The following is a 21,364-nucleotide window of genomic DNA, read 5'->3' as shown; positions in this document are numbered from 1 at the left end:
ATTACACTTTTCACACGACCGCCAGAGATCTGTAATATCCCTGCGTGCCGCTGTCCCGGACCTCGCGGACTAGCATCGACGGCGTGCCCGAACGCGTGAACATTCCCAAGCTCACGGCGCGTTCGGTCATCCTCAGCGCCCTTCTCGGCCTCGACTCGCCCGACGCCTCGATCAACGGAATCCTGGCGATGACGACTGATCTCGGGCTCCGCGAATCGACGGTCCGGGTGGCCCTCACACGGCTGGTCGCCGCAGGAGATCTGGAACGCACGAACGGCCGGTGCCGGCTCTCGCCACGACTCGTCGAACGGCAGCGACGACAGGACCGCGCGCTGCATCCGGCGCGCCGCGACTGGGACGGCATGTGGGATCTCGCCGTCGTGACCGTCGGTTCCGAGAGTTCGACCGACCGCGCCCTCCTCCGTGACGCGCTGCAGAAGGCGCGGCTCGGCGAGATCCGGGAGGGAGTCTGGGCGCGTCCCGCCAACCTCGACATCGAGTTCCCGTCATCGGACCTGCGCCGTCGGCTGAACCTCTTCCGAGCCGTTCCCGAAGAGGCATCGGCAGACCTGGCAGCGCGACTGTTCGCGCCGTCGACCTGGGCGGAATCCGCGGTCGACTTGCTCGACGCCCTGGCAACCGCACCCACCGTCGCGGAGCGGTTCGAGGTCGCCGCCGCGTGCGTGCGCCACATCCTGCGCGACCCGCTCCTGCCCGTCGAACTGCTCCCCGAGCCGTGGCCGGGAGACCGTCTCCGCGACGGCTACGAGCGCTTTCGGAACGAGCTCACCGGACTCGCCGCACGGCACCTCACGCCCGACGACGCGTGAACAACCGGCGCCCCACCGACCGTCGACCTCGATCGAGGGGCATCGGCCGGGTCGGGCATCCACGCACGAGGGTGTGCCCGGTCGGGTCCGTTAGGCATGATGGAACCCGATGAACGCGCCCGACCCCGACCGCAGCCGCCCCGCCGACGCCGACGCACCGCACGCGTCGGCATCCGGCCGACCGGCCGGCGGAGCCCGCCGACCAGGCAACATCGCCCGCAATCCGGTCTTCGTGATCCTCGGCGCGATCGTCGTCGGCGCGATCGTGGCGGGCGGGATCGCCTTCACCATGGGCGTCTTCGACGACAGCGGCAGCGTCGGCGGCAGTAACATCGGCGAAGGCGAACGGCTCACCGAGAACGCCTTCACGAAGTCGGTCGCGGGCGACTGCCTCGACTGGCCGGCCGGAAACCCGGGGCAGCCGGTCGACGTGCCGTGCGAGCAGAAGCACCGCTTCGAGGTCGCGGGCGCCATCGACACCGCACTGATCCCGGGTGCCGAGTTCGGCGAGGACGCACTCTGGCCGGGCGCCGAGCGCTTCGCCACGATCCGCGACGAACAGTGTCCGGTGATGGTGGACCAGTATCTCGACGGACGTCTCGACCCGCAGGGCCGCTTCGCGGTGGGCATGATGTACCCCTCGCAGGCGCAGTGGGACAAGGGCGCGCGTCAGCTGCGCTGCGGGGTCCAGGAGAACGGCGCCGACGGTGCGCCGGTCCAGTTCTCCGGTCGGGTCGCCGACCAGAACCAGTCGTACGTCTGGCCCGAGGGAACCTGCGTCGGGATCAACACCGAAACCCGTGCCCCGACCGGGTTCGCGGTGAGCTGCGCTGAGCCGCATGCCTTCCAGACCACCGGGATCGTCGATCTGTCGGTCCGCTTCGGTGACCGGATGTCGAACAAGCCGTGGCCGCCGACGGGTGCGCAGAACAGCTACCTCGGTTCGATCTGCCCGGTCCAGGCCGAGCGGTTCGTGGGCGGGCGAAAGCCGCTCGACGCGACCACGCTCAACGTCCAGTGGTCGGTGCTCAGCGAGCCGAGCTGGCTCGCCGGGAGCCGCAAAGTCGTCTGCTACCTGGGCCTCCCGGACAAGCGCGGCGGGTTCGCGACGCTGGTGGGCGACGCCAAGGGCGGGGCCTTGCTGATCAACGGCCGCGCGCCGGTCGCGCCGCCCGAAGCACCCCCGGGACGTGCCCTGCCGACACCGGTACCGCTGCCTCCGGGGATCGCGCCCAACCCCGACGAAGCACCGGCCCCGGCGGGCTGACGCGATGTCCGTCATGATGTCCGACGACGAGTTCGACGGACTGGTCTCCGACGCGCTGGACACCATCCCGACCGATCTGACCGACGCGATGAACAACGTGGTCATCCTCGTCGAGCCGTTCAATCCCGAGGAGCCGGGCATCCTCGGGCTCTACCACGGTGTCGCGCTCACGATGCGGACCAGCGACTACGGCGGCTTCCTGCCGGACACGATCACCATCTACCGCGACCCCATCCTCGCGATGTGCCACTCGCGGGAGGAGGTCGTCCACGAGGTCGCGGTCACCGTCGTCCACGAGATCGCCCACCACTTCGGCATCGACGACGAGTGGCTGCACGCCAACGGCTGGGGATAGAGGTAAGCGGACCCGGCCGGGTCCGCCCCGGATCGTTCTCGATGTTTGACCTGCGGCGGAACGCGGTACGAGGGGTAGCAGATCGAGCAGCCCTCTATCGCAGGAGTCAGCCCATGTCCTCAGACGCCATCGTCATCCTCCGGGACGACCACAAAGAGATCCGCAAACTGTTCCGCGACTTCAAGTCGCAGGGCGACAACGCCGTCAAGACCAAGGGCAAGATCGTCGACAAGATCATCGAGGCCCTCACCGTGCACACCTACATCGAGAACGAGGTGATGTACCCGGAGATCCGCAAGCGGGTCCCCGATCTGGAGGACGACATCCTGGAATCGTACGAGGAGCACCATGTCGCGGACGTCCTCGTCGTCGAACTCGCGGCACTCTCGCCGGACGCCGAGCGATTCGACGCCAAGACCACCGTCCTCATCGAGAACGTCGAGCACCACATCGAAGAGGAAGAGGACGAGTGGTTCCCGAAGGTCCGAGAAGCCCTGAGCCGCAAGGAGCTCCGGGAGATCGGTGAGGAGATGATGCGTCGCCGGGAGAAGGCCCCCCGCCGGCCGTCGCAACCCTCCGCCCTGAAGAAGACGGTCGACGCCATCATCAAATAGCCCCTGCCCCCTGAGGTGCGAGCCTGGCTCTGGCCTATGGGATTTGAACGTAGTAGGACACGCCCTTGTTGAGGTTCGGGTGGGTGGTGAAGGACATGAGGTTGATGCCTTGTCCGACTCCGCGGAGCTTCACGCGGACCGGCGCCTCTGGTCGTGGTCCGAGGTCCATCGGCACCACTCGTTCGCGGTACTGGATGCCGGACCAGTAGCCGATCGCGACGTTGACCTTGCAGGAGGGGTTGCGGCCCCAGGCGGGTTGGGTGCCGGTGAATCCGCGTGAGGTCAGGTGGATGGTGGCCTGGCCCCGCTTGGCGGGGTTGGTGTCGATTCCGACGTGGATGGCTCCCTGGCAGAAGGCGTTGTTGCCCATGACCCAGATGTCGTCTCCGAGGATGCCGAGTCGTGGTGCTGGCGCTGCTGATGCTGTCGCTGGGACTGCGAGTAGCAGCGCCGACAGTGCGGCGACGGTGACCAGAGCCCGAGTGGTGATCGTCTTCATTGTCATGTGTCGCAACGCTACTGTAGGTGTCGCTGGCGCCTCGGACATCGGCGTCACGGCCCGGTTGGGCTCCCGCATCGGGCATCAATCGCACTGCTACGTGCAGCTTTTGCCCACGTCACCGAGCGGAGGCTGTGTCCATGCGTTTGAGCGATACCCAAGCGGTCGAGGGCCGGGCGTCCCGAACGTGGGTGCCCGGCCCTCTCGGGGGTTATCCGTAGATCACCTCGCCGTAGATGCCGGCTTGGGCGATGACGTCGGCGGTGATGGCGTCGACGTCGCCGGCGTCGTTGCTGCGGCTGGCCGCTCGGATGAGGTTCCGCAGGTAGTCGGAGTCGGAGACCGCTACCGAGCCGTCGGCGACGGCGTTGATCCCGCGGGCGATCGTGTCGAGGGTGATCTCGTGTACTACGTCTTCGAGGTCTTCGATGACGGCGCGCTGGGTGGTGCTCCACCGGTATTCGATGCACCTCGACCAGTAGCCGATGCCACCTTCGAGGGCGCAGACGTAGATGTCGGTGAGGAACTGGGTGCGGGCGTTGGTGCGAGTGGTCATGGTGACTCCTTCCGATTGCGTGACCCGGTGTCGCGTCCACCCTTGGGGACACGGTGAGGGTGGGCGGTCAACCCCGTAGAGCGCAGCGTGGGTTGAGGGGTCGGGCCCCCGGCGTGTCACGCTGAAAAGACTTGTGACAGAACTATTGTCAATGCATCGTGGTCAGAGAGGTTGTTCTGTGCGGCGTCAGCCGCTCCGAGGTCTGCATCGAGCTGGTCGGCGAGCGCGGCCAGGGCTCTTAACGGCCGTGTCTCGCGGGGCCACGCTGGATTGAGAAGAGTGGCGACGGCACGCGATGCTTAGCGATTCGTAATAGTGCGCGTGCCAGATGCGATATGGGTGGGTGAGGATGGCGCCCGACCGCCGGGGAGGACGACTCGGGCGCCATCCTCGTCCGCGGTCCGGCGGGCGGATGTTCCGGTGCGCGCGGCGCGCCTACGACAGCCAGCCGAGCGGTACCGGTTACGTCACGTGACGAACAACGATGTCGATTTCTCTCGGAATCGTATCTGCCGCAGTTGTTTTCAGGTGCCGATTACTTATCTGGCTATCGGCCTTCTCCTGCGTCTCGGGTGGCGAGGATGTTGATGAGGGTCAGGATGCTGTGACGGTGATGCTCGGGAAGTCGGTGGATGTCGGCGGCCAGCCGATACAGGTGGGGCCATGCGGCGTTGGCCGCCCGTACTCGCTGCGCCATCGACTGATCGCGATGTTGGTGGTGGAACTCTCGGGTGAAGAACGCGATGTCCACACCGAATCTGTCGGCGATTGCCGCGATGATGGTGAAGCCCGGTTCGGTCGCCCGGCCTGTCCGCAATGAGCTGAGCATCGGTTCTTTCAACCGCCCTGGGCTGGTCTGGTTGGCGCGCCGACACACTTCCCGCCCGGTCGGCCGCACGCCGGGCGCCGGGCCGGGTGCGTGCTCGAACAGCGCGTTGACCAGCTCCACCCACGGCAAGCACTTGCTCATGACCGCGTCGGCGACGGTTGGGTTGCCGTTCGGCGACTCTGTCACCAGCACACCCCCTCTTTCCCCGGATCAGGCGACCCCGGTCGATTCGCAGGCAGCGCCTGAACCCCGACGACCCCGCCTCATCGCTGTGTGTGGCATCCCACACGAAGTTCGCTAGTTGCTGCTAGCGGATCATATGTTAACTTTCGTGCATCGTGTCGTCCGGGAGACTCTGTCCGGCCATCACCTCGGGGAGTGCAGAGACATGGGCGTGAAGCGTCGGTTGGTCACTATCGGTGCCGGTGTGTTGATGACCGCAGCTGCGACTATCGCTGCTGCCCCGATCGCCTCGGCGGTGAGTTACACCCCGGTACCGGGCGGCGGAGTTGTTCATCTAAATCCCGGGGAAGCCCGCACGGTCCACGACGCTCGTGTCGGTGGCGCGGTGGATGCGCTGCTGCCGCAGTACGGACGTAGCCAGAGCGGCCGCACGCTTGGGCAGGGAGTGCAATTCTATTCCGGCGCAGCCGCTTCCCTGAACCGAACCATGCACGTGGACTACCGAAACCTTCCCGGCGGGACACTGATCAGGATCAGCACCCACCGCTGAGCGCAGCAGCACGACCAGCAGCGCCAACCGGAATTGTTCATCCATCGTGGGCCGCGGCGCACGGCCAACTGACGTCGTGCGATCAAGCCTCGCCCTGCGGTGACCGTGGCCTGTCTGCACCCCACTCCCACATCTGAGGAAAAACCTATGAACCTGTGGTTCATCGAGCTACTGGGGACCTGGCTCTGGAATAGCTAGCCCCGTCCTTCACCCACTGTGCAGCCCCCATCGACCGGCAGGAGAGTAGCCATGTTCGGCAGCCCTCGAAGAAACCCGATGCGCCACGCCGTGGTGGTAGCGCTAGCTACCAGCGCCGCGCTGTCAGCTCTCGTATGCGGACCGGGCCCAGCAGCCGCAGCTCCCGCCCCGCTGGCGTCGACCTATGACCGGCTCGTCACCGACGACGGGTGGAAGATCGAGCTGCGCGCCTCGGAGTTGGTGGTCAACCCGATGTCGAACATCGCCAACAGCTTCGCCTCCCGCGAAGGATGGGTCTCCGCGCGCGTCGGAGCGCTGATCACCCCAGCCGCGGGCCGTACCCCCTCACAACCAGTGAGTTCGGGTGTGCTCGAACAATTCCTGGTCATCGGATGCCAGATCGACATCTCCGACGGCGCGACGTTCGGGTTCGGATCATCCTTCGGCCCGAACGCCAACGTCACCATCTCCGGGCAACCAGGCGCGTCGATCGGCGGATCAGCGTCGGTGTCGCCGTCGATCTCCTCCAAGCTCAAACCCGGAACCATCAACGAGATATCGCTCGGTAAGAAGACGTTGCAGACCAATCGGGCCTCGATCCGCGCCAAACGCGTCCACGTCCGCGTGGACGGGTGCGCCGGCCCGGTCACCGTCCGGGTGATCGTACGGCTATCAGTGTCCACACCGACCGCCGATGACACCCTCAACCTCTACTCGGCGCGGATGTGGCTGTAATGCACCCGAACCCGGTGAACCTGGGCGACCAGGCAGACACGCACGTGCCGTCAGCGTGGCGGGGGTGGCTGCCGGTCCTGGCCGTACTGCTGGCAGTCGCTCTGGCCACGATCACGACGCTGGTGTTGATCAGCACCCCGGCCGCGAACGCGGAAACCCCCGCCGAGCGGTGCGCACGCGAGACCGCCGCCTACAACAGCGCCTGGGCCCAAACCTGGGCGGCGTCCAACGGCAAACCCGCCAACCAAGCCCCACCACCACCGGTGCCGTACGTGTGTGTTGATCCCGGCCCGCCGACCTCGTCAACCACCCCACCACCGTCGGTGACCGCACCAACCATCCCGACCGAGACCAACACCCCAGACACCGGCGGACCGAACATCGGCGCTCACGCACCCACCGACATCCCCACCGCCGGCCAAACCCCCATCGTCCCGATCCCGGGCCAACAGCCGCCGCCGGGCACACCGCGGGTCGACCCACCCACCCCCGCGGCCGCTGAACGGCCACAACCACTGCCAGAGATTCCCGGTCGCGTCGAGGTCGATCGAGCTGGTGAACCTGCTGCCCCAACACGCAGCATTGACGGACAGGCGCGCCCCGCCGAGATCCCTGGCGATCAAGCCACCTACGACATCGTGTCGAAATCGCCCACGCTGCAGGCCCAGTGGAAGCAGATCAAAGACGACTGGAGGGTTGAGTACCGCGATGGGGAGGGTTCCTACACCAGTTACCGAGACAGGTTGGTCGTCATCCAGAAAGGCTCGCCGACAGCGGAGGCGCAACTGATTGCGCACGAGTTCGGGCATGCGGTGTACCCGCTCACGATCGACCACTCTTCCACAGAGTCCTGCATCAACTCTCAGCTCGACAACGAGGGTGCGGCGACCTTCAACAACATCAAGATCCAGCGCGAGATCATCGCCAACGGCGGCCCTGACATCGGCATCGCCGGCGGAAACGAAGCCGGATTCAACGCCATCTACGATGAGTACCTTGGCAGCCAACGCAGTGACGCCGAGTATCAGAAGGCCATTCGCAAGATGGGCGCCTTCTACGGCGAAAACCTAAACCCCTCGACCGCACCAGAACTCAACTACCGCCAGTACTACGAGAAGGGCTGCAACTGATGGCACTCACTCGACCACGATCGACGATGATGACCACGGCCGCGGCCACGCTCGCGGCGGCAGTGATGGTGGCGACCAGCGCGTGTGGAGGAGGAGACACAGTGAGCAACGCCAGCACACCCGGCATGCCTGCTGATCCCACGGTGTGGCAGTTCATCGACACCGCCAGCGCCCATATGCCCCTGACCCAGGAATCGACGTCGACACTCCTGGATACCCCGGCCGAGCAGATCCTGCCCCGACGTTGGGAAACCGAGCCGATCACTCTAGGCACACACCTGAAAAACGTTGCCTCGACGATCTTCTACACCGACGACCAGCAGTGGGAACGCACCTACCTGAAGTTCACGCCCGACACGTGCATCACCCTCGACGGACTCAAAGCACAGTACCCCGACATCACCCTCGAACGACTGGCCTCCGGCCACTCGCCAAAGGAAGTCAACGAGTACGGCACGACCCGCGACAACACCCACTTCATCTTCACCATCGAGGCCGGTAGCGGCTGCCTCACTGGCGTTGACCTCTCGCCGAAGCAGTAGCCGAGCCGCGGATCGGCTGTCGCCCGGATATGCCCTCTCCTACAGCACCTCCAGCTCGACTCACTGTCCAGTGGCGCCCCGGTCGTCGGGTCAGGCGAGTCGGGGTGGTCAAAGAGTGAGATCGGTAATCGTCTTGCCGAGCTACGCCTCGACCGGTACCGCTACCGCGACCGCTTGATTCAATGCGGCGTCCTTTCTTCACGGTCCGGAGCGCGTCCGCAGGCTGGGCCGGTCTTTATCCGTAGACGAGGGAGCCGAAGAGTGCTGCTTGAACGATGGCGTCTGTATCTGTCGCGTCGATGGTCTCGGCATCGTGGGTGCGGTCAGCGGCGGCGATCCTACGACGCTGTCCATCCGGGATCATCGCTGCGCCACTGACGATGGAGTTCACGCCCCGGGCGATCGTGTCGAGGGTGATCACATGCGGATTGCCGGAGATTTTCTCGACGGTCGCTCGCGGATCACTGCTCCAGCGATAGTCGGTGCAGGTTGACCAGTAGCCGATGCCGCTTCAAGTGCGCAGGTGTAAACGTCGGCCAAGAACTCGGTGCGCACCGTGGTCCGCGTTGCCATGATCGGCCTCCTCGAACTGCGAGTTTGGGTTGCATGACGTCACTGGTGACGAAATATACAGTAGCGCAATGCGTTTCGCCGATAATCTACCTTATGTCAAGTAGAATCCTGCATATTGGATCCAATGCATCTGATGAGACATCAAAGCAGTGACCACCGGCACCATGCCAGGCCTGGGGTCAGCGATCCGAAAGCAGCTGGCCGTAGACGTCTCTGATAGTGGCCAGCACGTCGGCTGGCCGTAGCTGCATATTCTTGCCTACCAGCGAGCGGTCCAGCGCGCTGCCGTCCTTAATGGAGTCCGGGACCAGGATGTGCCAGAGGAAACCCTGCGGCATTGGTGGCACGCCAGCGTCTCCGATGTAGGCATTGATCGCTGCACAATCGCGTTGGCGTCGTCCTCGCTGAATGGGTCCCAGCGCACGGTCTCTTCGCCCGTCGAACGACCGGTATACACCGTCTTTACTGGCGGGCGTGCATCTACTGGGAACTCGGACCGAAAACATCGCGACGGTCCCGCAGCCCATGCCGTCAATGCCCCGTGGCCGTTCTCGATCGCGATCACGTACTTGCCCGGTTCGATGCCGGCTGGTGGCTCCCCACATCCGGCCGGGACCGTTTGGTACTCGCTCCATGTCTGGCTCATGACCTGGATTTTGCCGTATCTGTCGCGTTCCAACGCGTAGTCGCCGGACGGGTAGGACTTGCAACGACTCACCGGTCGCTGCAACCGTTATATGCAGCGACCAAATATGCAGGGTTACCAGCAACCTTGACATAAGGCGCGGCGCCGCCCCGCTGCTGTCCTTCCCTCGGACCCGAGATCACCGAAATACAAGCTCTACCCCCCGACGGCATAGGCCGCCAGTCGCGGCCTATTGTTGCCCATCAGCTGCGTTAGCAGGGAAACTGTAGCGGTGTCGGGCGGGCACCTCCGCCAGCGGAGCACTCCGTCGGCCTACGACGCTCTCAGCGGAGCCCTGGGTGTGACGCCCGCCGGAACAACCCACCCCAGACGCGCTACGTTCCGTTAGTGAATCAAGACGCAGGTGGATCGTCAGTGCCGACCGCATTGCGGTTCTCGCTTCCGTTCGCAACGCTTGGCTTCGCGCTGGGCGTTCTAGCGGCCGTTGGATGGCGCTACACCGTTCCGCGACTGCTCTTCGATACCGCCCCGCCGCAGCTGCCAGCAGGCAAAACTGGGTACATGCTCGTGGTCAACTCACTGGAGTGGGTGACCGGGCCGACATGGTGGCCGGCTTTCGCCCTCTTACCCGCTATTGGCTTCGCTACCGGACTCATCGTCGGGATTCTGGTCGCGCGTTGTGTACGAGGTCTCAGTGCCCGCCTTCAGGCCGCCGCAGCGGTGCTGGGGTGCGGCGTCGTCGGTGCGCTCACAGGTTTGGCCGGTGCAGTGTTTGCTCATCGGGAGCAGCCCAGGATCGGGTTTATCAACACCGATGGACCGACCTCGATTGACTACAACAACCTCGACGGCCACCCGCTGGTGCACGGCGCGCCGCCACTATGGGATCTCAGTCCGACGTACCTAACGTTTCCCGTGGTCGGCTTCTTAGTCGGGGTTGCAACCGCCACGATCGCCATAGGCACCCGCCGTTTGCGACATCCCTCGTCAAAAGGGTTCCGTACCGACAAGCCGCGGCTGAGGTGATCTGGCCCGAACACGACGCCCAGAACAAACCTCGAATACAGCTGCGCCACAGCGGGTTCAAGGCTTGCCATCAGCGAAGACGTGGGGCTCAGGCTCGATGGCCTGGTGCAGCTACTTCGGTTACAACTCGATAACCTGCGGGTTGGTGTCAATGATGCATCAGATGAGACTCTCTAGGCTCGTCTCACGTCGTCTGTAGCGCGCACCGGCGACCTGGGACACTCGGTCACGTGGACGAGATCAGCGACGTTGGTGAGAAAGCGGCGGTCATCCTTCGAACTGCGGGAGTCGAACTCGCCCCTGGGCTCACCGACGCCGAGTTCGATGCAGTCACAGAGCAGCATGGGTTCAGGTTCAACCCCGACCATCACAGTCTGCTTGCGACCGCTTTGCCCGTCGGAGACCGTTGGCCCGACTGGCGCAATGGCGATGAGACGTATCTGCGTCAGATGCTCGACTGGCCGGCCCGCGGAATGGTCTTCGACGCACTTCGCCAGGACCCGCCATTCTGGGGCGCCTCATGGGGCCACCGGCCGGCAGCAGAAAGTGACGTCGAGGCGGTCACGCGGCGTGAGTTGGCAAAGTGGCCACGGCTCATACCGGTCTTCGGCCATCGCATGACACCTGCAGCTCCCTCACCGTCTGGGTCGCCGGTGTTCTCTGTCTGGCAGACCGACGTCATCTTCTACGGGGCCGATCTCCTCGAGTACCTCGAGAACGAGATGGCCGGGTACGGAATTCGGCACCTCTCCCCTAGAAGAGTCGACGTTCCTTACTGGACCAAGTTTGTCGAGGCAGCTAACAGCGCCGATGTGATCTGATGTCGCCGACGGAAGGACCATCACGCAGGGCGGTGTTCGGCCGCTCAGCGCACCCGATCTTGCCAGTGTCCTCATCGACCTCGATCTCTCGACGACGCTCTGCCTAGGAACACGCAGTGAACGAATATGCGGTGATACCAGCAAGGCACTGATGGTGTCACGCCCGACTCGTTCCTGGGCGGAATGCTCAACGGCCATGGCGTGTGCCGCTGGTCAAGTCCCAAGTAGTGGTGTAACTCGTTTCTGATCCTTCGTCGGGCTTTCAGGCAGGCAGTTCGATCAGCGGGTCGGTAGTGGCCTCCGTTGTTGTGGTGGTGTCGGTGGTCAGGGTCAGTCGGCATCGGTTGAGGACCTCGAGGCCGAGGTATCGGCGGCCTTCGGCCCACTCGTCGGTCTGCTCGGCCAGGACCGCGCCGATGAGTCGGATGATGGCGTCACGGTTGGGGAAGATACCCACAACGTCAGTGCGGCGGCGGATTTCGCGGTTGAGTCGTTCGGTGGGGTTGTTGGACCAGATCTGTCGCCACACGTCATCGGGGAAGCCTGTGAAGGCCAACAGGTCCTCTCGAGCGTCACCGAGATGGTCAGCAACCTTGGGGAGTCTGCCTTCGGTGTATTCCAGGAGTCGGTCGAACTGCTCGTGCACGGCGGTGGCGGTGGGCTGGTCATAAACGCTGTGCAGCATCGCTTTGACCGCCGGCCACATGGACTTGGGGCACACCGCCATGAGGTTGGCCGCGTAGTGGGTACGGCACCGTTGCCACACGGCGCCGGGCAGGTTCGCCGCGATCGCCTCGACCAGTCCGGCGTGGGCATCAGAGGTCACCAGACGCACCCCGCCCAGCCCGCGGGCGACCAGATCGGCGAAGAAGGTGTTCCAGGAGGCTTTGGTTTCGCTGGTCGCTACTTGCATGCCCAACACTTCACGGTGGCCATCGCCGTTGACGCCGGTGGCCAGCAGGACAACGGCTTTGACGACCTGCTTGTTCTCGCGGACTTTGATCGTCAGGGCATCTGCGGTGACGAAGGTGAACGGCCCGACCTCGTCGAGGCGACGATGGCGGAACGCTGTGACCTGCTCGTCGAGGTCGGTGGCCATGCGTGAGACCTGTGACTTCGACAGCGAGTCGATGCCGAGAGTTTTGACCAGCTTGTCCATCCGGCGGGTCGAGACTCCAGCGAGGTAGCAGTCGGCCACGACGGTGATCAGTGCTGACTCGGCCCGCTTGCGGCGTTCGAGGAGCCATTCGGGGAAGTAGCTGCCCGAACGTAGTTTGGGTACCGCGATATCGACGGTCCCGACGCGGGTATCCAGTGGCCGGTGGCGGTAGCCGTTGCGGTGGTTGGTGCGCTCTGGTGTGCGTTGGTTCCATTCGGCTCCGCAGACCGCGTCGGCATCGGCCGACAGCAGCGCGTTGATCATGGTTTGCAGCAGCTCACGCATCAGATCTGGTGATGCCTCGGCCAGGGCTTGGCCAAGAAGGCCTGCAGGGTCGACAATGTGGGGTGCGGTCATCGCGATGACTCCTCGAGGATTCTGTGGAAGGTTGACTCGAAGGATCACGCGGTGGCCGCTCTGCATCCGTTAACGACACGACGTCGATAACGAACTCGGCCACCGAGTTACACCACTCTATGGGGCGCTACCGTGCCGCTTGAAGTTTAGGAGAGCTCTTTGCGAAGCAGGGCAGCGCCCTGGGCGAGCGCGACCATCTTCTGCCGTGCGACGCCACGAGCGAGCGGCGCCATACCGCAGTTCCCGCTCGCGTAAAGCTTGTTCTTGTCGACGAACGGGAGTGCGCTGCGCAACGTCGCTGCGACGTCCTCCGGCGTCTCGATGGCGTCGCTGGCCACGTCAATGGCGCCCAGCATGACCGTCTTTCCGCGAAGCAGTTCGATCACCTCGACAGGAACCCGCGAGTTGTGACTCTCCAGCGACACAATGTCGATCGATGACTGCTGCAACAGCGGGAACGACTCCTCGTATTGGCGCCACTCAGCCCCCAGCGTCGCCTTCCAGTCGGTGTTGGCCTTGATGCCGTAGCCATAACAGACGTGAACGGCGGTCGTGCAGCTCAGCCCTTCGGTCGCACGCTCGAGCGCTGCGACACCCCAGTCCTTCAGTTCGTCGAAGAACACGTTGAACGCGGGCTCGTCGATCTGGATGATGTCGACGCCGGCCGCCTGCAGGTCCTTCGCTTCCTGGTTCAGGATGGTCGCGAACTCCCACGCGAGCTGCTCGCGACTCCGGTAGTGGTCGTCGAAGAGAGTGTCGACCATCGTCATCGGACCGGGCAGAGCCCACTTGATCGGCTGATCGGTCTCGGCGCGAAGCCGCTTCGCGTCACCTGCGAAGACGGACTTCTCGCGAGTTACCGCACCGACAACCGTCGGGACGCTCGCGTCGTAGCGGTCGCGGATGCGCACGGTTTCGCGACGGTCGAAATCGACGCCACTGAGGTGCTCGATGAACGTCGTCACGAAGTGCTGGCGCGTCTGTTCACCATCGCTGATGATGTCGAGCCCGGCGCGACTCTGATCGTGTGCCGCGAGCGTCTGGGCGTCGAGCTTCCCTTGCCGCAGTTCGTCGTCGGCCAACTTCCACGGGGACCAGAGCTTCTCTGGCTCGGAGAGCCACGAGGGCTTGGGCAGGCTGCCGACGATCGTGGCAGGCAGGAGCGTGTTCATCTCGGGTACCTCATTTCTCGCGTGATCAGGCCGATTGCTCTGTCGCCCAGCGCTGTAGGACATCGCCGTACGGTTTCATGAGACTCACCTCGGTGAGCTTTCCCTGGATGGACGCGAGCTGAGTGCGCTCGACACGGTCGTAGGTCACCTGCGGAAGCGAGTAGTTGCTGTAGTCGAGACTCGGCCGGTACACCTCTCCCGCCGCCGCGTTCGCGTTGTAGATCTCCGGACGGTAGATCTTCTGGAACGTCTCCATCGTCGCGACCGTTCCCGCGAGCGCTATGAACGAATAGTCGTTGAGCAGATCGCCGCGGTGGTAGAAGGCGAGCGGGGCAACGGAACCCGGAGGCATGAAGTAGCGGACCGTGAGCCCCATCTTGCCGAAGTACTCATCGGTGAGCGACAGCGCGTCCGCCACATACTCCACCCCGAGAATCGGGTGGTGGTTCGTGAGCCGGGTGTAGGTTCGCGACGTCGAGACGCTGATGCAGATGACCGGCGGCTGGGGGAACCGTTTGCGGTACTCGTCCGATTCGAGGAAACGCTGAAAGACCTGTCCGTGCAGATCGCCGAAGTCGCTGGGAACACCTGTCGTCTGGTGCTCAGGGAGCCTAACGCTGAAATCGTAGTCGCGAATGTAGGAAGAGAGGTTGTTTCCGACGACGCCCTCGGTGCGGGTGCCCGTGGCGGTATCGACGACGTCCACGTCGAGCACCTCGATCACCGGAAACGCGGCGTCGTCCCCGGCCGATGTCAGATGCAGGTCCACCGAGACGATGTCGAGTTCGAGTTCGTAACGGTCGCCGCGCGGATTGTCCCAGTGGAGCAGCTCGTTGACCCGGGTGTTCATCATCGTCACCGCATTGCGCAGGTTCTGCTGACGGTCGTCGCCGCGTGCGAGATTCGCGAAGTTCGTCGTCCCGCGAGAGCGGCTCGACGGGGTGTAATCCTCGTCGAAGCGCGTCGTACCGATGCTGAAGACACATTCGTCCGTCATGTTGATCAGATTCCCCATCCACTTTCGCCGCGCTCGACGACGGGCGCGACCGCACGATTCACTGTCCGAGTTTCGCGGCACTTCGATGTCGGTCCCGACGGCCGAGCGCCAGTCGGCAAGGCCGACAACCAGAGTCGGCGGACCGAAGCGGCGTTGACAGCAGTCTATATAGAGGCGTGCCCATAGCCTAATTAGGCTGTGCGATAGCTGGATATAGGAATCAGCTATGTCAGTAGATCGACTCCGAAGCTCGAGACCACGTCGCGCATCTCCGCCACGAACCGCTCCGCCTGGGCGGTCAATGAGACCGACCCATGCCTGATCCAACCGATCTCGATGCGTTCGTCCACGTCGAGTGGGACAGCGACAATCGACGGATCCAGATCGTCGGAGATGATGCCGGTCGAGATGGTGTAACCGCCGAGACCGATCATCAGGTTGAAGATGGTCGCTCGGTCGCTCACGCGGATGTCTTGCTTCGATGAACGCGTGGAGAGGATCTCTTCGGCGAGATAGAACGAGTTGTTCACGCCCTGGTCGAACGTGAGCCGCGGCAGGTCTTCGAGATCCTCCAGCGTGACACTCTCTTTCCCGGCTAGGGGGTTCGTGCGGGCGATGAAGATGTGCGGTGTCGTGAAGAACAGCGGCGTAAAGGTCAGACCCGCTTCGCGGAGCAGCTTATTGATCACGTTCGCGTTGAAACTGTTGCGATAGAGCACGCCGACCTCACTCCGCAGAGTGCGGACATCTTCAATGATGTCCCACGTCCGGGTCTCCCGAAGACTGAACGCGTACTCGGCGGCGTCAGAGGCTTTCACCATGCGAGCAAAGGCGTCAACGACGAACGAATAATGCTGAGTGGATACGGCAAGGAGCCGGCGCGAGGGACCGCGCCCGAGATAGCGCTGTTCCAGCAGCTCCGCTTGCTCGACGACCTGGCGCGCGTAGCCGAGAAACTCCGCCCCGTCGTCGGTGAGGGTGACTCCCCGGTTCGAACGGACGAACAATGAACGTCCAAGCCGACTTTCGAGGTCCTTGAGCGCCGCGGACATGGTCGGCTGAGCCACGTAGAGCGTGTCCGCAGCGGCACTGATCGAGCCCTCCGCTGCCACCTCCACGAAGTAGCGCAATTGCTGCAGGGTGATTCCACGTAGCGCGCCCTCAGCCTGCCGTGCCATCCCAGAAGACTAACGAAGCCACCGCCGTCACCAGTGCCGGGCACGCGAGATTCGAGGCAGTCCTCAATCCGACGGTGCGATTCCCACCACGACCGTGCTGGCCCCCACCTGCGAGGCGGGTCGTTCGAACACCCGCACCGCGAGCCACCGTCGTCGCTCGCCGTCATCGTCACGGGCCGGGTAGAGCTCCACCGAGAACGGCAACGCTTCGCTAACTGGGCATTTGAGGCGTGCCCTCAGCCCATCGGTTCGTCGACGAGCGGCTCGTCGACGATCTCGAACGGAGCCGTCGCGGCACCCCATCGCCGGCACACCCACACCCCGTCGGAGTACTCCAGTTCGATGGAACCGGTGTTGCCCAGGTGGGTCGCGGCGGCGAACCGGGAGTCGATGCCGGCCAGACGTGCGGCGACCAGGCGAATGGCCGCACCGTGACTCACCAGGAACACATCGCGCTGGTCCGGTCCGGAGAGGTACATGTCGGCGAGGTCCTCGACCGTCGGCAGGTACCGGTCGTAGACCATCGCGAGCGACTCGCCGCCCGGGATGCGTGCGTCGAGGTCGCCGTCGTGCCAGCGATGCATGATGTCCTGGAAGACCTCGTACGACTCGCGGTCGGTGCGGTCCTCGAGGTCACCGGCCTGCACCTCGTGCACTCCGTCGACGGCCGCGGTCTCCACATCCCACACCGATCCGATCAGCTCGGCGGTCTGACGTGCACGGAGTGCGCGCGAGCTGAGCAGCACCGCGTGGTGTTCCGGAGTGTTCTCCAGGCCGAATCGAACACCTTGGCGCGCACCGAAATCGGTGAGTGCGGCACCAGGCAGGGCGGTGTCCAGTCGGCGCATGACGTTCGACGTGGTCTCGCCGTGTCGGACCAGATGCAGGCGTGCCATCACTTGCCCCCTCGTCGCATCGATTCGACCCAGGCGAGCGACTCCGTGTGATCGGGTGGTGCCGAGCCGGTGGTGCGCACCGCGGGCCACGACCCGAGGAACACCACGCGCTCGCACCGGCGCTGGAGGGCGGCAAGCGCTTCGGCGACAGCCGCGTCGTCGATGTGCCCGACGGCGTCGAGGAAGAACCGGTACCGTCCGGCGATGCTGCGGCCCTGGGCCTCGTCGCGCTGCGGGCGCGACTCGATACGTGTGAGGTCGATTCCGCGCGAGGCGAATTCGTTCATCGCCGCCATCAGGCTGCCCGGTTCGTTCGACAGGTCGAGTATGACCGAGGTCCGGTCGGTGCCGGTGCGGGGCAACGGGATCCCCGGACGCCCCAGGAAGAGGAATCGGGTGGTCGCCTCCCGCGCATCGGCGACACCGTCGGCCAGCACGACGAGCCCGGACAGTCGCGCCGCGAGCCCGGTGGTGACCGCGGCGTCCGCCTTCCCGGCCGCAACATCCTGCGCGGCAGCGGCATTCGAACTCGAGATGACGAACTGCGCATTCGGGAACAGCTCACCCACCCGACGACGCACCTGCGCGGACGCAACCGGGTAGGCGGCGATGGTACGGACCTCAGCCGCGGGCAACGGCGAGACCGCGGCGATCGTGAAGGAGATGTCGAGCACGGTCTCCGCGAACGCCTGCACGCGCCCATCGGCGTCATCGGAGGTCGAGGGCACCAGCGCATCCATCGTCGCGGGCACCGAACCCTCCATCGAGCTCTCGATCGGCACACAGCCGTAGTCGGCCTCACCGCTGCGGACCATCGCAATCGTGGCGGCGGGACTCGACGCGGCCACCCGGTCGATCCCGCCCGACAGGTCGAGGCCGGCACTGGACTGATGCGCGGCGAGGACCGCGTCGAGTGCCATCTCGGTGAAGGTTCCGGGCGGGCCGAAGTAGGCGATCACAGGCACCACACGAGCCTAGTGGAAGCCGGTCCGGCGGGACCGTTCGCGCTCGACCGACATCGACGCATCCGCACCGAAACCATTGACGCGTGCGCTCTGGGAATTTAGGTTAGGGTTACCTTTCAAGCCCGCCGCCCCCGCGACGCCGACCGGAGAGACAGTCATGACGAGAACGACGACCGACCGCCCGACGGATGCCGAGATGATCCAGACGGCCTGTCGTCGGGTCGGTTCCGCCATCCTGGCCATCGAGGGTGCCGACGCCACCCCGATCGAGGTCGTCCACCTCTTCGAGTCCCAGGCGTTCGTCCTCGTCCCGACCACCGGTGATGCCATGCGGGCAGTCGACGAGGCCGAGGGCGTGCCCGCGATGCTCGAGGTGACCGACTGGGCGCCCATCGACCTGCGCGAACGCGTGCGGTCGGTGATCTGGCTGAACGGCACCCTGCACGAGGTGCCGCGCGACCTGGAACGTGACCTGGCGATCGAGATCGCCGCCGAACACCCCGACGACGGGCTGCTCGACATCGGGCACGGCGCATCGATGTTGCGACTGCAGGTCGACACCGCGGTGATCGCCTCGTCGGACGGCGCGGCCTCGGTGCCTGCCACCGAACTCGCCGACGCCGACCCCGACCCGTTCTGGGAGCACGAGGGCAGCTGGCTCGAGCACCTCGACTCCGACCACGCCGACATCGTCGGCCAGCTGGTCCGCAAACTCCCCGCCGACCTGCGCACCGGACGGGTGCGGCCACTCGGGCTCGATCGATTCGGCATCCGGTTCCGCATCGAGGGACTCGACGGCGACTCCGACGTCCGGCTCCCCTTCGCCCGCCCGGTCTCCGACGTGTTCGAACTCTCGCGCGCCCTGCGCAACCTCGCGGGTTGCCCCTTCCTGAACTCGATGCCCGACTGACTCTCGTCTCGCGGCGACAACGCGCGCCGTCTGCCGATGTCGCCGCCCACCGCGGGGTTTTAGGCTGACCGGCATGGCCCTGCGCGAGTACCTGAAGCCGTCCCCGCACGGCATCCCGGTGGTCACCGACCGGATCGAACGACGCGGCATCATCGTCGAGCTGGTCATCGTCGGCGTCCTGACGTTCGCGTTCTCGGCACTCTCCGCGGCGCTGGCACTGCTCGAGGCCCAGCTCGCCGGTGGGATCGGCGAGACGACGGTCGCCCTCAATCCCAGTCGCTCCGACCTCGGACCCATCGACGCCGTCCGGCAGATCATGAGCGGGCTCCGTCTGTTCGCCATCGCCGCCCTGGGCGTGTATCTGTTGTGGCGCAGTGGGATCGGACTCTCGCGAGTCGGACTGGGCCGGTGGACTCCACGCCGCGACGTCCCCGCCGGGCTGGTTCTCGCCGCCGTCATCGGCCTTCCCGGGCTGGCCCTCGTCGCCGTGGCCCGCGCCCTCGGCCTCAACGCGAGCCTCGTGCCCAGCCAGGCCGACACCTGGTGGGAGTGGCCGGTTCTCGTGCTGATCGCCATCGGCAACGCCGCCGCCGAGGAGATCGTCGTGGTCGCCTACTTCATCACCCGGTTGCGTCAGCTCGGCGCGTCCGACGGCGCGTCGCTCGTGGCCAGCGCGCTCGTCCGCGGCGGGTATCACCTGTATCAAGGCTTCGGTGCCGGCGTCGGCAACCTGGTCATGGGAGTTGTCTACGGCCGCTTCTACCAGGTCAGCGGTCGCGTCTGGCCGCTCGTCATCGCCCATGCGGTCATCGACGTGGTGGCCTTCGTCGGATACGGGCTGCTGCGCGATCATCTGTCCTGGGTTGGATGACGACCCCGAACCCCGTCGACCGTGCGCCTTTTTTCGTCGACTGTGCGCTGGTGTCCGTCGACTGTGCGCATCTACCCGACCGATGTTGAACACGGTGAGATGATTCTATAGATTCGTCTCATGACCGTCGATGTGCCGCCCGTCTCGACCGCCGCGCCGGCCGACCTCCCGTTTCCGCGACGCCATCGAGCCGCCGAGTCCCGCGGCCGACGCATCGGCAAACTCCTGAAGGTCTACAACCATCTCCGCGAACCCACCGACGACGAGCTCGCTCGGCTCGGGCGCCGGCTGCGCGCACGGGACGAACCCGCTGCGGCGCTGGTCCGGGCCATGCGTCTCCCGAGGGATGCCGACGGCCGGGTGTCGACGCGCCAGTTCCAGCAGGCGCTCGCCGGCGACATGCCGTCCGACGCCCCGGCCGCCCTCCGCGACTTCTTCGCCCTCGTCGAAGACACCCCGGACTGGGTCGATCCCGATCTCTGCGACCGCGGCGCCGCGGTCTACCGACGGTTCGGCCAGAACGCCAACGACGTCCTCTTGCAGCTCTCGCTGATCGGCGGCTACCGCTTCGGCGGGCCCGCCGATCTGCTGGTCGCAACCGGCGGACTCACCGGGAACACCGTCATCCGACGGCTCGGCGAGACACAGACCTGGGCCATCGCGGTCGGCGAACCGGGCGGCATGGCACGCGACGGCGCGGGCTGGCGGCTCACCGTCCACGTGCGCCTCATGCACGCGCTCGTGAACGAGAGGTACGAGCACAACGGCCGCTGGGACATCGACCAGTGGGGTCTGCCGATCAACCAGTCCGATCTCGCCGCAACGCTGAACCTCTTCAGCGGCGCACTGATGATGGGGGTCCGCGCCCTCGGCGTCCCGGTGAGCCGCGACGACTCCCGCGCGCTGATGCATCTCTGGAAGTACGTCGGCTGGCTGATCGGGGTCGACGACGACTGGCTCTTCGACTCCGAACGTGAGCAGCACCAGCTGAGCTACGCGGTCCTGCTGGCACAGCACGACGTGACCGACGCCGGCGCGGCGCTCACCACGGCGATCGTCGACGCACAGGATCGCCTGCACTACCGGCTGTTCCCCCGGCTGGCCGCGCGCTACACCCGGGCCCGCCTGGTCAGCATGCTGCAGGGTTTCCTCGGTGTCCGCGGCATGCGCGACCTCGGATTGCGGCCCGCCCTGCCCTGGGCCTTCGGTCTCGCGTGGATACGCAACACCCTCACCTACCAGGTCATCGCGCGAACGCCGGCCGACCCGCGCTATCTGGAATGGACCGGTGCCCGCGCCCGACGCCGAGCCCTCTTCCGCCACTTCGGCCCCGACACTCCCGACATCGGTTCGCTCGCGGAGCGCTGACGGCCCGGTCCGGTCCGGTCGTCGAAATCGGTTCGTCCCCATCGTTGTCGCACGCGACATCGACCGGGAGCCCAATCGGGTTCGCGGGCAGGCGTTTTGCAGCGTGCGGGGACCGATCATGGCAGCACGATTCGGAG

General features: G+C 65.3%; 23 protein-coding genes and 1 pseudogene. 13 read left to right on the top strand and 11 right to left on the bottom strand.

The window, feature by feature from the left end:
- The first annotated feature begins 83 nt into the window (after window positions 1-83).
- The 4 genes from AC3B5T_RS08000 (at window position 84) to AC3B5T_RS07985 (ending at window position 3,066) form a co-directional block, all read left to right on the top strand.
- The gene (locus AC3B5T_RS08000; protein WP_083888923.1) at window positions 84-830 is read left to right on the top strand and encodes a PaaX family transcriptional regulator C-terminal domain-containing protein; all 747 of its coding nucleotides are present in this window, start codon (window positions 84-86) and stop codon (window positions 828-830) included.
- 109 nt (window positions 831-939) lie between these two features.
- The gene (locus tag AC3B5T_RS07995) at window positions 940-2,097 is read left to right on the top strand and encodes a septum formation family protein (protein WP_010844414.1); all 1,158 of its coding nucleotides are present in this window, start codon (window positions 940-942) and stop codon (window positions 2,095-2,097) included.
- Window positions 2,098-2,101: 4 nt separating this feature from the next.
- A complete protein-coding gene (locus AC3B5T_RS07990; protein WP_010844413.1) occupies window positions 2,102-2,452 on the top strand; it encodes a metallopeptidase family protein in 351 nt (116 codons plus the stop codon).
- A gap of 113 nt (window positions 2,453-2,565) precedes the next feature.
- Complete coding sequence (locus AC3B5T_RS07985; RefSeq protein WP_010844412.1) at window positions 2,566-3,066, top strand: hemerythrin domain-containing protein; 501 nt, start codon at window positions 2,566-2,568, stop codon at window positions 3,064-3,066.
- A 34-nt stretch (window positions 3,067-3,100) separates the two neighbouring features.
- Here the strand turns inward: AC3B5T_RS07985 and AC3B5T_RS07980 are convergent, their stop codons facing one another.
- From AC3B5T_RS07980 to AC3B5T_RS07970, 3 genes are all read right to left on the bottom strand, one after another.
- On the bottom strand, window positions 3,101-3,571 hold the full coding sequence (locus AC3B5T_RS07980) for a hypothetical protein (protein ID WP_055476469.1): 471 nt from the start codon (window positions 3,569-3,571) through the stop codon (window positions 3,101-3,103).
- Window positions 3,572-3,776: 205 nt separating this feature from the next.
- Window positions 3,777-4,121 carry a hypothetical protein gene (locus AC3B5T_RS07975; RefSeq protein ID WP_055476468.1) on the bottom strand — a complete coding sequence of 115 codons (345 nt, stop codon included), beginning with the start codon at window positions 4,119-4,121 and terminating at the stop codon, window positions 3,777-3,779.
- A gap of 547 nt (window positions 4,122-4,668) precedes the next feature.
- Window positions 4,669-5,136 (bottom strand): hypothetical protein, encoded by a 468-nt coding sequence (locus AC3B5T_RS07970; RefSeq protein ID WP_231632764.1) that lies wholly within the window; start codon window positions 5,134-5,136, stop codon window positions 4,669-4,671.
- Between the two features lie 202 nt (window positions 5,137-5,338).
- On the opposite strand from AC3B5T_RS07970, the gene AC3B5T_RS07965 reads away from it, so the two are divergent.
- The 4 genes from AC3B5T_RS07965 (at window position 5,339) to AC3B5T_RS07950 (ending at window position 8,288) form a co-directional block, all read left to right on the top strand.
- Complete coding sequence (locus tag AC3B5T_RS07965; RefSeq protein WP_156354312.1) at window positions 5,339-5,683, top strand: hypothetical protein; 345 nt, start codon at window positions 5,339-5,341, stop codon at window positions 5,681-5,683.
- Between the two features lie 276 nt (window positions 5,684-5,959).
- Window positions 5,960-6,616: an MspA family porin gene (locus tag AC3B5T_RS07960; protein ID WP_055476466.1), complete on the top strand. Its 657-nt coding sequence runs from the start codon at window positions 5,960-5,962 to the stop codon at window positions 6,614-6,616.
- On the top strand, window positions 6,616-7,746 hold the full coding sequence (locus tag AC3B5T_RS07955) for a hypothetical protein (protein WP_231632763.1): 1,131 nt from the start codon (window positions 6,616-6,618) through the stop codon (window positions 7,744-7,746). The genes AC3B5T_RS07960 and AC3B5T_RS07955 overlap by 1 nt, the downstream gene beginning before the upstream one ends.
- Before the next feature lie 26 nt (window positions 7,747-7,772).
- A complete protein-coding gene (locus AC3B5T_RS07950; RefSeq protein ID WP_231632762.1) occupies window positions 7,773-8,288 on the top strand; it encodes a hypothetical protein in 516 nt (171 codons plus the stop codon).
- A gap of 235 nt (window positions 8,289-8,523) precedes the next feature.
- On the opposite strand, the gene AC3B5T_RS07945 is transcribed toward AC3B5T_RS07950, so the two are convergent.
- Together AC3B5T_RS07945 and AC3B5T_RS07940 are read right to left on the bottom strand one after the other, a co-directional pair.
- Entirely contained in the window at window positions 8,524-8,709 is a 186-nt protein-coding gene (locus AC3B5T_RS07945) for a hypothetical protein (protein WP_231632761.1), read from the bottom strand.
- A 331-nt stretch (window positions 8,710-9,040) separates the two neighbouring features.
- Window positions 9,041-9,507: pseudogene (locus AC3B5T_RS07940) on the bottom strand (DUF5956 family protein).
- A gap of 414 nt (window positions 9,508-9,921) precedes the next feature.
- Here AC3B5T_RS07940 and AC3B5T_RS07935 point away from each other — a divergent pair.
- Entirely contained in the window at window positions 9,922-10,533 is a 612-nt protein-coding gene (locus AC3B5T_RS07935) for a hypothetical protein (RefSeq protein ID WP_156354310.1), read from the top strand.
- A 230-nt stretch (window positions 10,534-10,763) separates the two neighbouring features.
- Window positions 10,764-11,354: a hypothetical protein gene (locus AC3B5T_RS07930; RefSeq protein ID WP_055476465.1), complete on the top strand. Its 591-nt coding sequence runs from the start codon at window positions 10,764-10,766 to the stop codon at window positions 11,352-11,354.
- A gap of 262 nt (window positions 11,355-11,616) precedes the next feature.
- On the opposite strand, the gene AC3B5T_RS07925 is transcribed toward AC3B5T_RS07930, so the two are convergent.
- The 6 genes from AC3B5T_RS07925 to pheA form a co-directional block, all read right to left on the bottom strand.
- Window positions 11,617-12,870 carry an IS256 family transposase gene (locus AC3B5T_RS07925; protein ID WP_488357822.1) on the bottom strand — a complete coding sequence of 418 codons (1,254 nt, stop codon included), beginning with the start codon at window positions 12,868-12,870 and terminating at the stop codon, window positions 11,617-11,619.
- Window positions 12,871-13,016: 146 nt separating this feature from the next.
- Window positions 13,017-14,042 (bottom strand): methionine synthase, encoded by a 1,026-nt coding sequence (locus AC3B5T_RS07920; RefSeq protein ID WP_010843961.1) that lies wholly within the window; start codon window positions 14,040-14,042, stop codon window positions 13,017-13,019.
- A gap of 25 nt (window positions 14,043-14,067) precedes the next feature.
- Window positions 14,068-15,039: a putative oxygenase MesX gene (locus AC3B5T_RS07915; protein WP_488358501.1), complete on the bottom strand. Its 972-nt coding sequence runs from the start codon at window positions 15,037-15,039 to the stop codon at window positions 14,068-14,070.
- Window positions 15,040-15,263: 224 nt separating this feature from the next.
- On the bottom strand, window positions 15,264-16,217 hold the full coding sequence (locus tag AC3B5T_RS07910; protein WP_488358500.1) for a LysR family transcriptional regulator: 954 nt from the start codon (window positions 16,215-16,217) through the stop codon (window positions 15,264-15,266).
- A gap of 236 nt (window positions 16,218-16,453) precedes the next feature.
- Window positions 16,454-17,113, bottom strand: a complete 660-nt coding sequence (locus AC3B5T_RS07905) for a histidine phosphatase family protein (RefSeq protein WP_488358499.1) — start codon at window positions 17,111-17,113, stop codon at window positions 16,454-16,456.
- Window positions 17,113-18,081, bottom strand: a complete 969-nt coding sequence (gene pheA, locus AC3B5T_RS07900; RefSeq protein WP_014924924.1) for a prephenate dehydratase — start codon at window positions 18,079-18,081, stop codon at window positions 17,113-17,115. Before pheA ends, AC3B5T_RS07905 begins: the two co-directional genes overlap by 1 nt.
- Window positions 18,082-18,235: 154 nt before the next feature.
- Between pheA and AC3B5T_RS07895 the strand changes: the two genes are divergently transcribed.
- From AC3B5T_RS07895 to AC3B5T_RS07885, 3 genes are all read left to right on the top strand, one after another.
- Window positions 18,236-18,988, top strand: coding sequence for a DUF2470 domain-containing protein (locus tag AC3B5T_RS07895; RefSeq protein WP_488358498.1), 753 nt, complete (start codon window positions 18,236-18,238; stop codon window positions 18,986-18,988).
- Window positions 18,989-19,061: 73 nt separating this feature from the next.
- Window positions 19,062-19,859, top strand: a complete 798-nt coding sequence (locus AC3B5T_RS07890; protein ID WP_488358497.1) for a CPBP family intramembrane glutamic endopeptidase — start codon at window positions 19,062-19,064, stop codon at window positions 19,857-19,859.
- Between the two features lie 120 nt (window positions 19,860-19,979).
- Complete coding sequence (locus tag AC3B5T_RS07885; protein ID WP_488358496.1) at window positions 19,980-21,227, top strand: oxygenase MpaB family protein; 1,248 nt, start codon at window positions 19,980-19,982, stop codon at window positions 21,225-21,227.
- Window positions 21,228-21,364: the final 137 nt, after the last annotated feature.

The organism is Gordonia sp. G4 (assembly GCF_057770005.1).
The sequence above is the reverse complement of the archived record's forward strand: the minus strand, read 5'-3'. Positions and strand labels throughout refer to the sequence as shown.

What these genes read in the sequence shown, in the direction of transcription:
- AC3B5T_RS07905 (WP_488358499.1), bottom strand. Translation starts at nt 17,113, where the DNA reads ATGGCACGCCTGCATCTGGTCCGACACGGCGAGACCACGTCGAACGTC.
- AC3B5T_RS07965 (WP_156354312.1), top strand. Translation starts at nt 5,339, where the DNA reads ATGGGCGTGAAGCGTCGGTTGGTCACTATCGGTGCCGGTGTGTTGATG.
- AC3B5T_RS07975 (WP_055476468.1), bottom strand. Translation starts at nt 4,121, where the DNA reads ATGACCACTCGCACCAACGCCCGCACCCAGTTCCTCACCGACATCTAC.
- AC3B5T_RS07890 (WP_488358497.1), top strand. Translation starts at nt 19,062, where the DNA reads ATGGCCCTGCGCGAGTACCTGAAGCCGTCCCCGCACGGCATCCCGGTG.
- AC3B5T_RS07915 (WP_488358501.1), bottom strand. Translation starts at nt 15,039, where the DNA reads ATGACGGACGAATGTGTCTTCAGCATCGGTACGACGCGCTTCGACGAG.
- AC3B5T_RS07995 (WP_010844414.1), top strand. Translation starts at nt 940, where the DNA reads ATGAACGCGCCCGACCCCGACCGCAGCCGCCCCGCCGACGCCGACGCA.
- AC3B5T_RS07895 (WP_488358498.1), top strand. Translation starts at nt 18,236, where the DNA reads ATGACGAGAACGACGACCGACCGCCCGACGGATGCCGAGATGATCCAG.
- AC3B5T_RS07950 (WP_231632762.1), top strand. Translation starts at nt 7,773, where the DNA reads ATGATGACCACGGCCGCGGCCACGCTCGCGGCGGCAGTGATGGTGGCG.
- AC3B5T_RS07910 (WP_488358500.1), bottom strand. Translation starts at nt 16,217, where the DNA reads ATGGCACGGCAGGCTGAGGGCGCGCTACGTGGAATCACCCTGCAGCAA.
- AC3B5T_RS07925 (WP_488357822.1), bottom strand. Translation starts at nt 12,870, where the DNA reads ATGACCGCACCCCACATTGTCGACCCTGCAGGCCTTCTTGGCCAAGCC.
- AC3B5T_RS07920 (WP_010843961.1), bottom strand. Translation starts at nt 14,042, where the DNA reads ATGAACACGCTCCTGCCTGCCACGATCGTCGGCAGCCTGCCCAAGCCC.
- AC3B5T_RS07980 (WP_055476469.1), bottom strand. Translation starts at nt 3,571, where the DNA reads ATGACAATGAAGACGATCACCACTCGGGCTCTGGTCACCGTCGCCGCA.
- AC3B5T_RS07960 (WP_055476466.1), top strand. Translation starts at nt 5,960, where the DNA reads ATGCGCCACGCCGTGGTGGTAGCGCTAGCTACCAGCGCCGCGCTGTCA.
- AC3B5T_RS07955 (WP_231632763.1), top strand. Translation starts at nt 6,616, where the DNA reads ATGCACCCGAACCCGGTGAACCTGGGCGACCAGGCAGACACGCACGTG.
- AC3B5T_RS07990 (WP_010844413.1), top strand. Translation starts at nt 2,102, where the DNA reads ATGTCCGTCATGATGTCCGACGACGAGTTCGACGGACTGGTCTCCGAC.
- AC3B5T_RS07885 (WP_488358496.1), top strand. Translation starts at nt 19,980, where the DNA reads ATGACCGTCGATGTGCCGCCCGTCTCGACCGCCGCGCCGGCCGACCTC.
- AC3B5T_RS07985 (WP_010844412.1), top strand. Translation starts at nt 2,566, where the DNA reads ATGTCCTCAGACGCCATCGTCATCCTCCGGGACGACCACAAAGAGATC.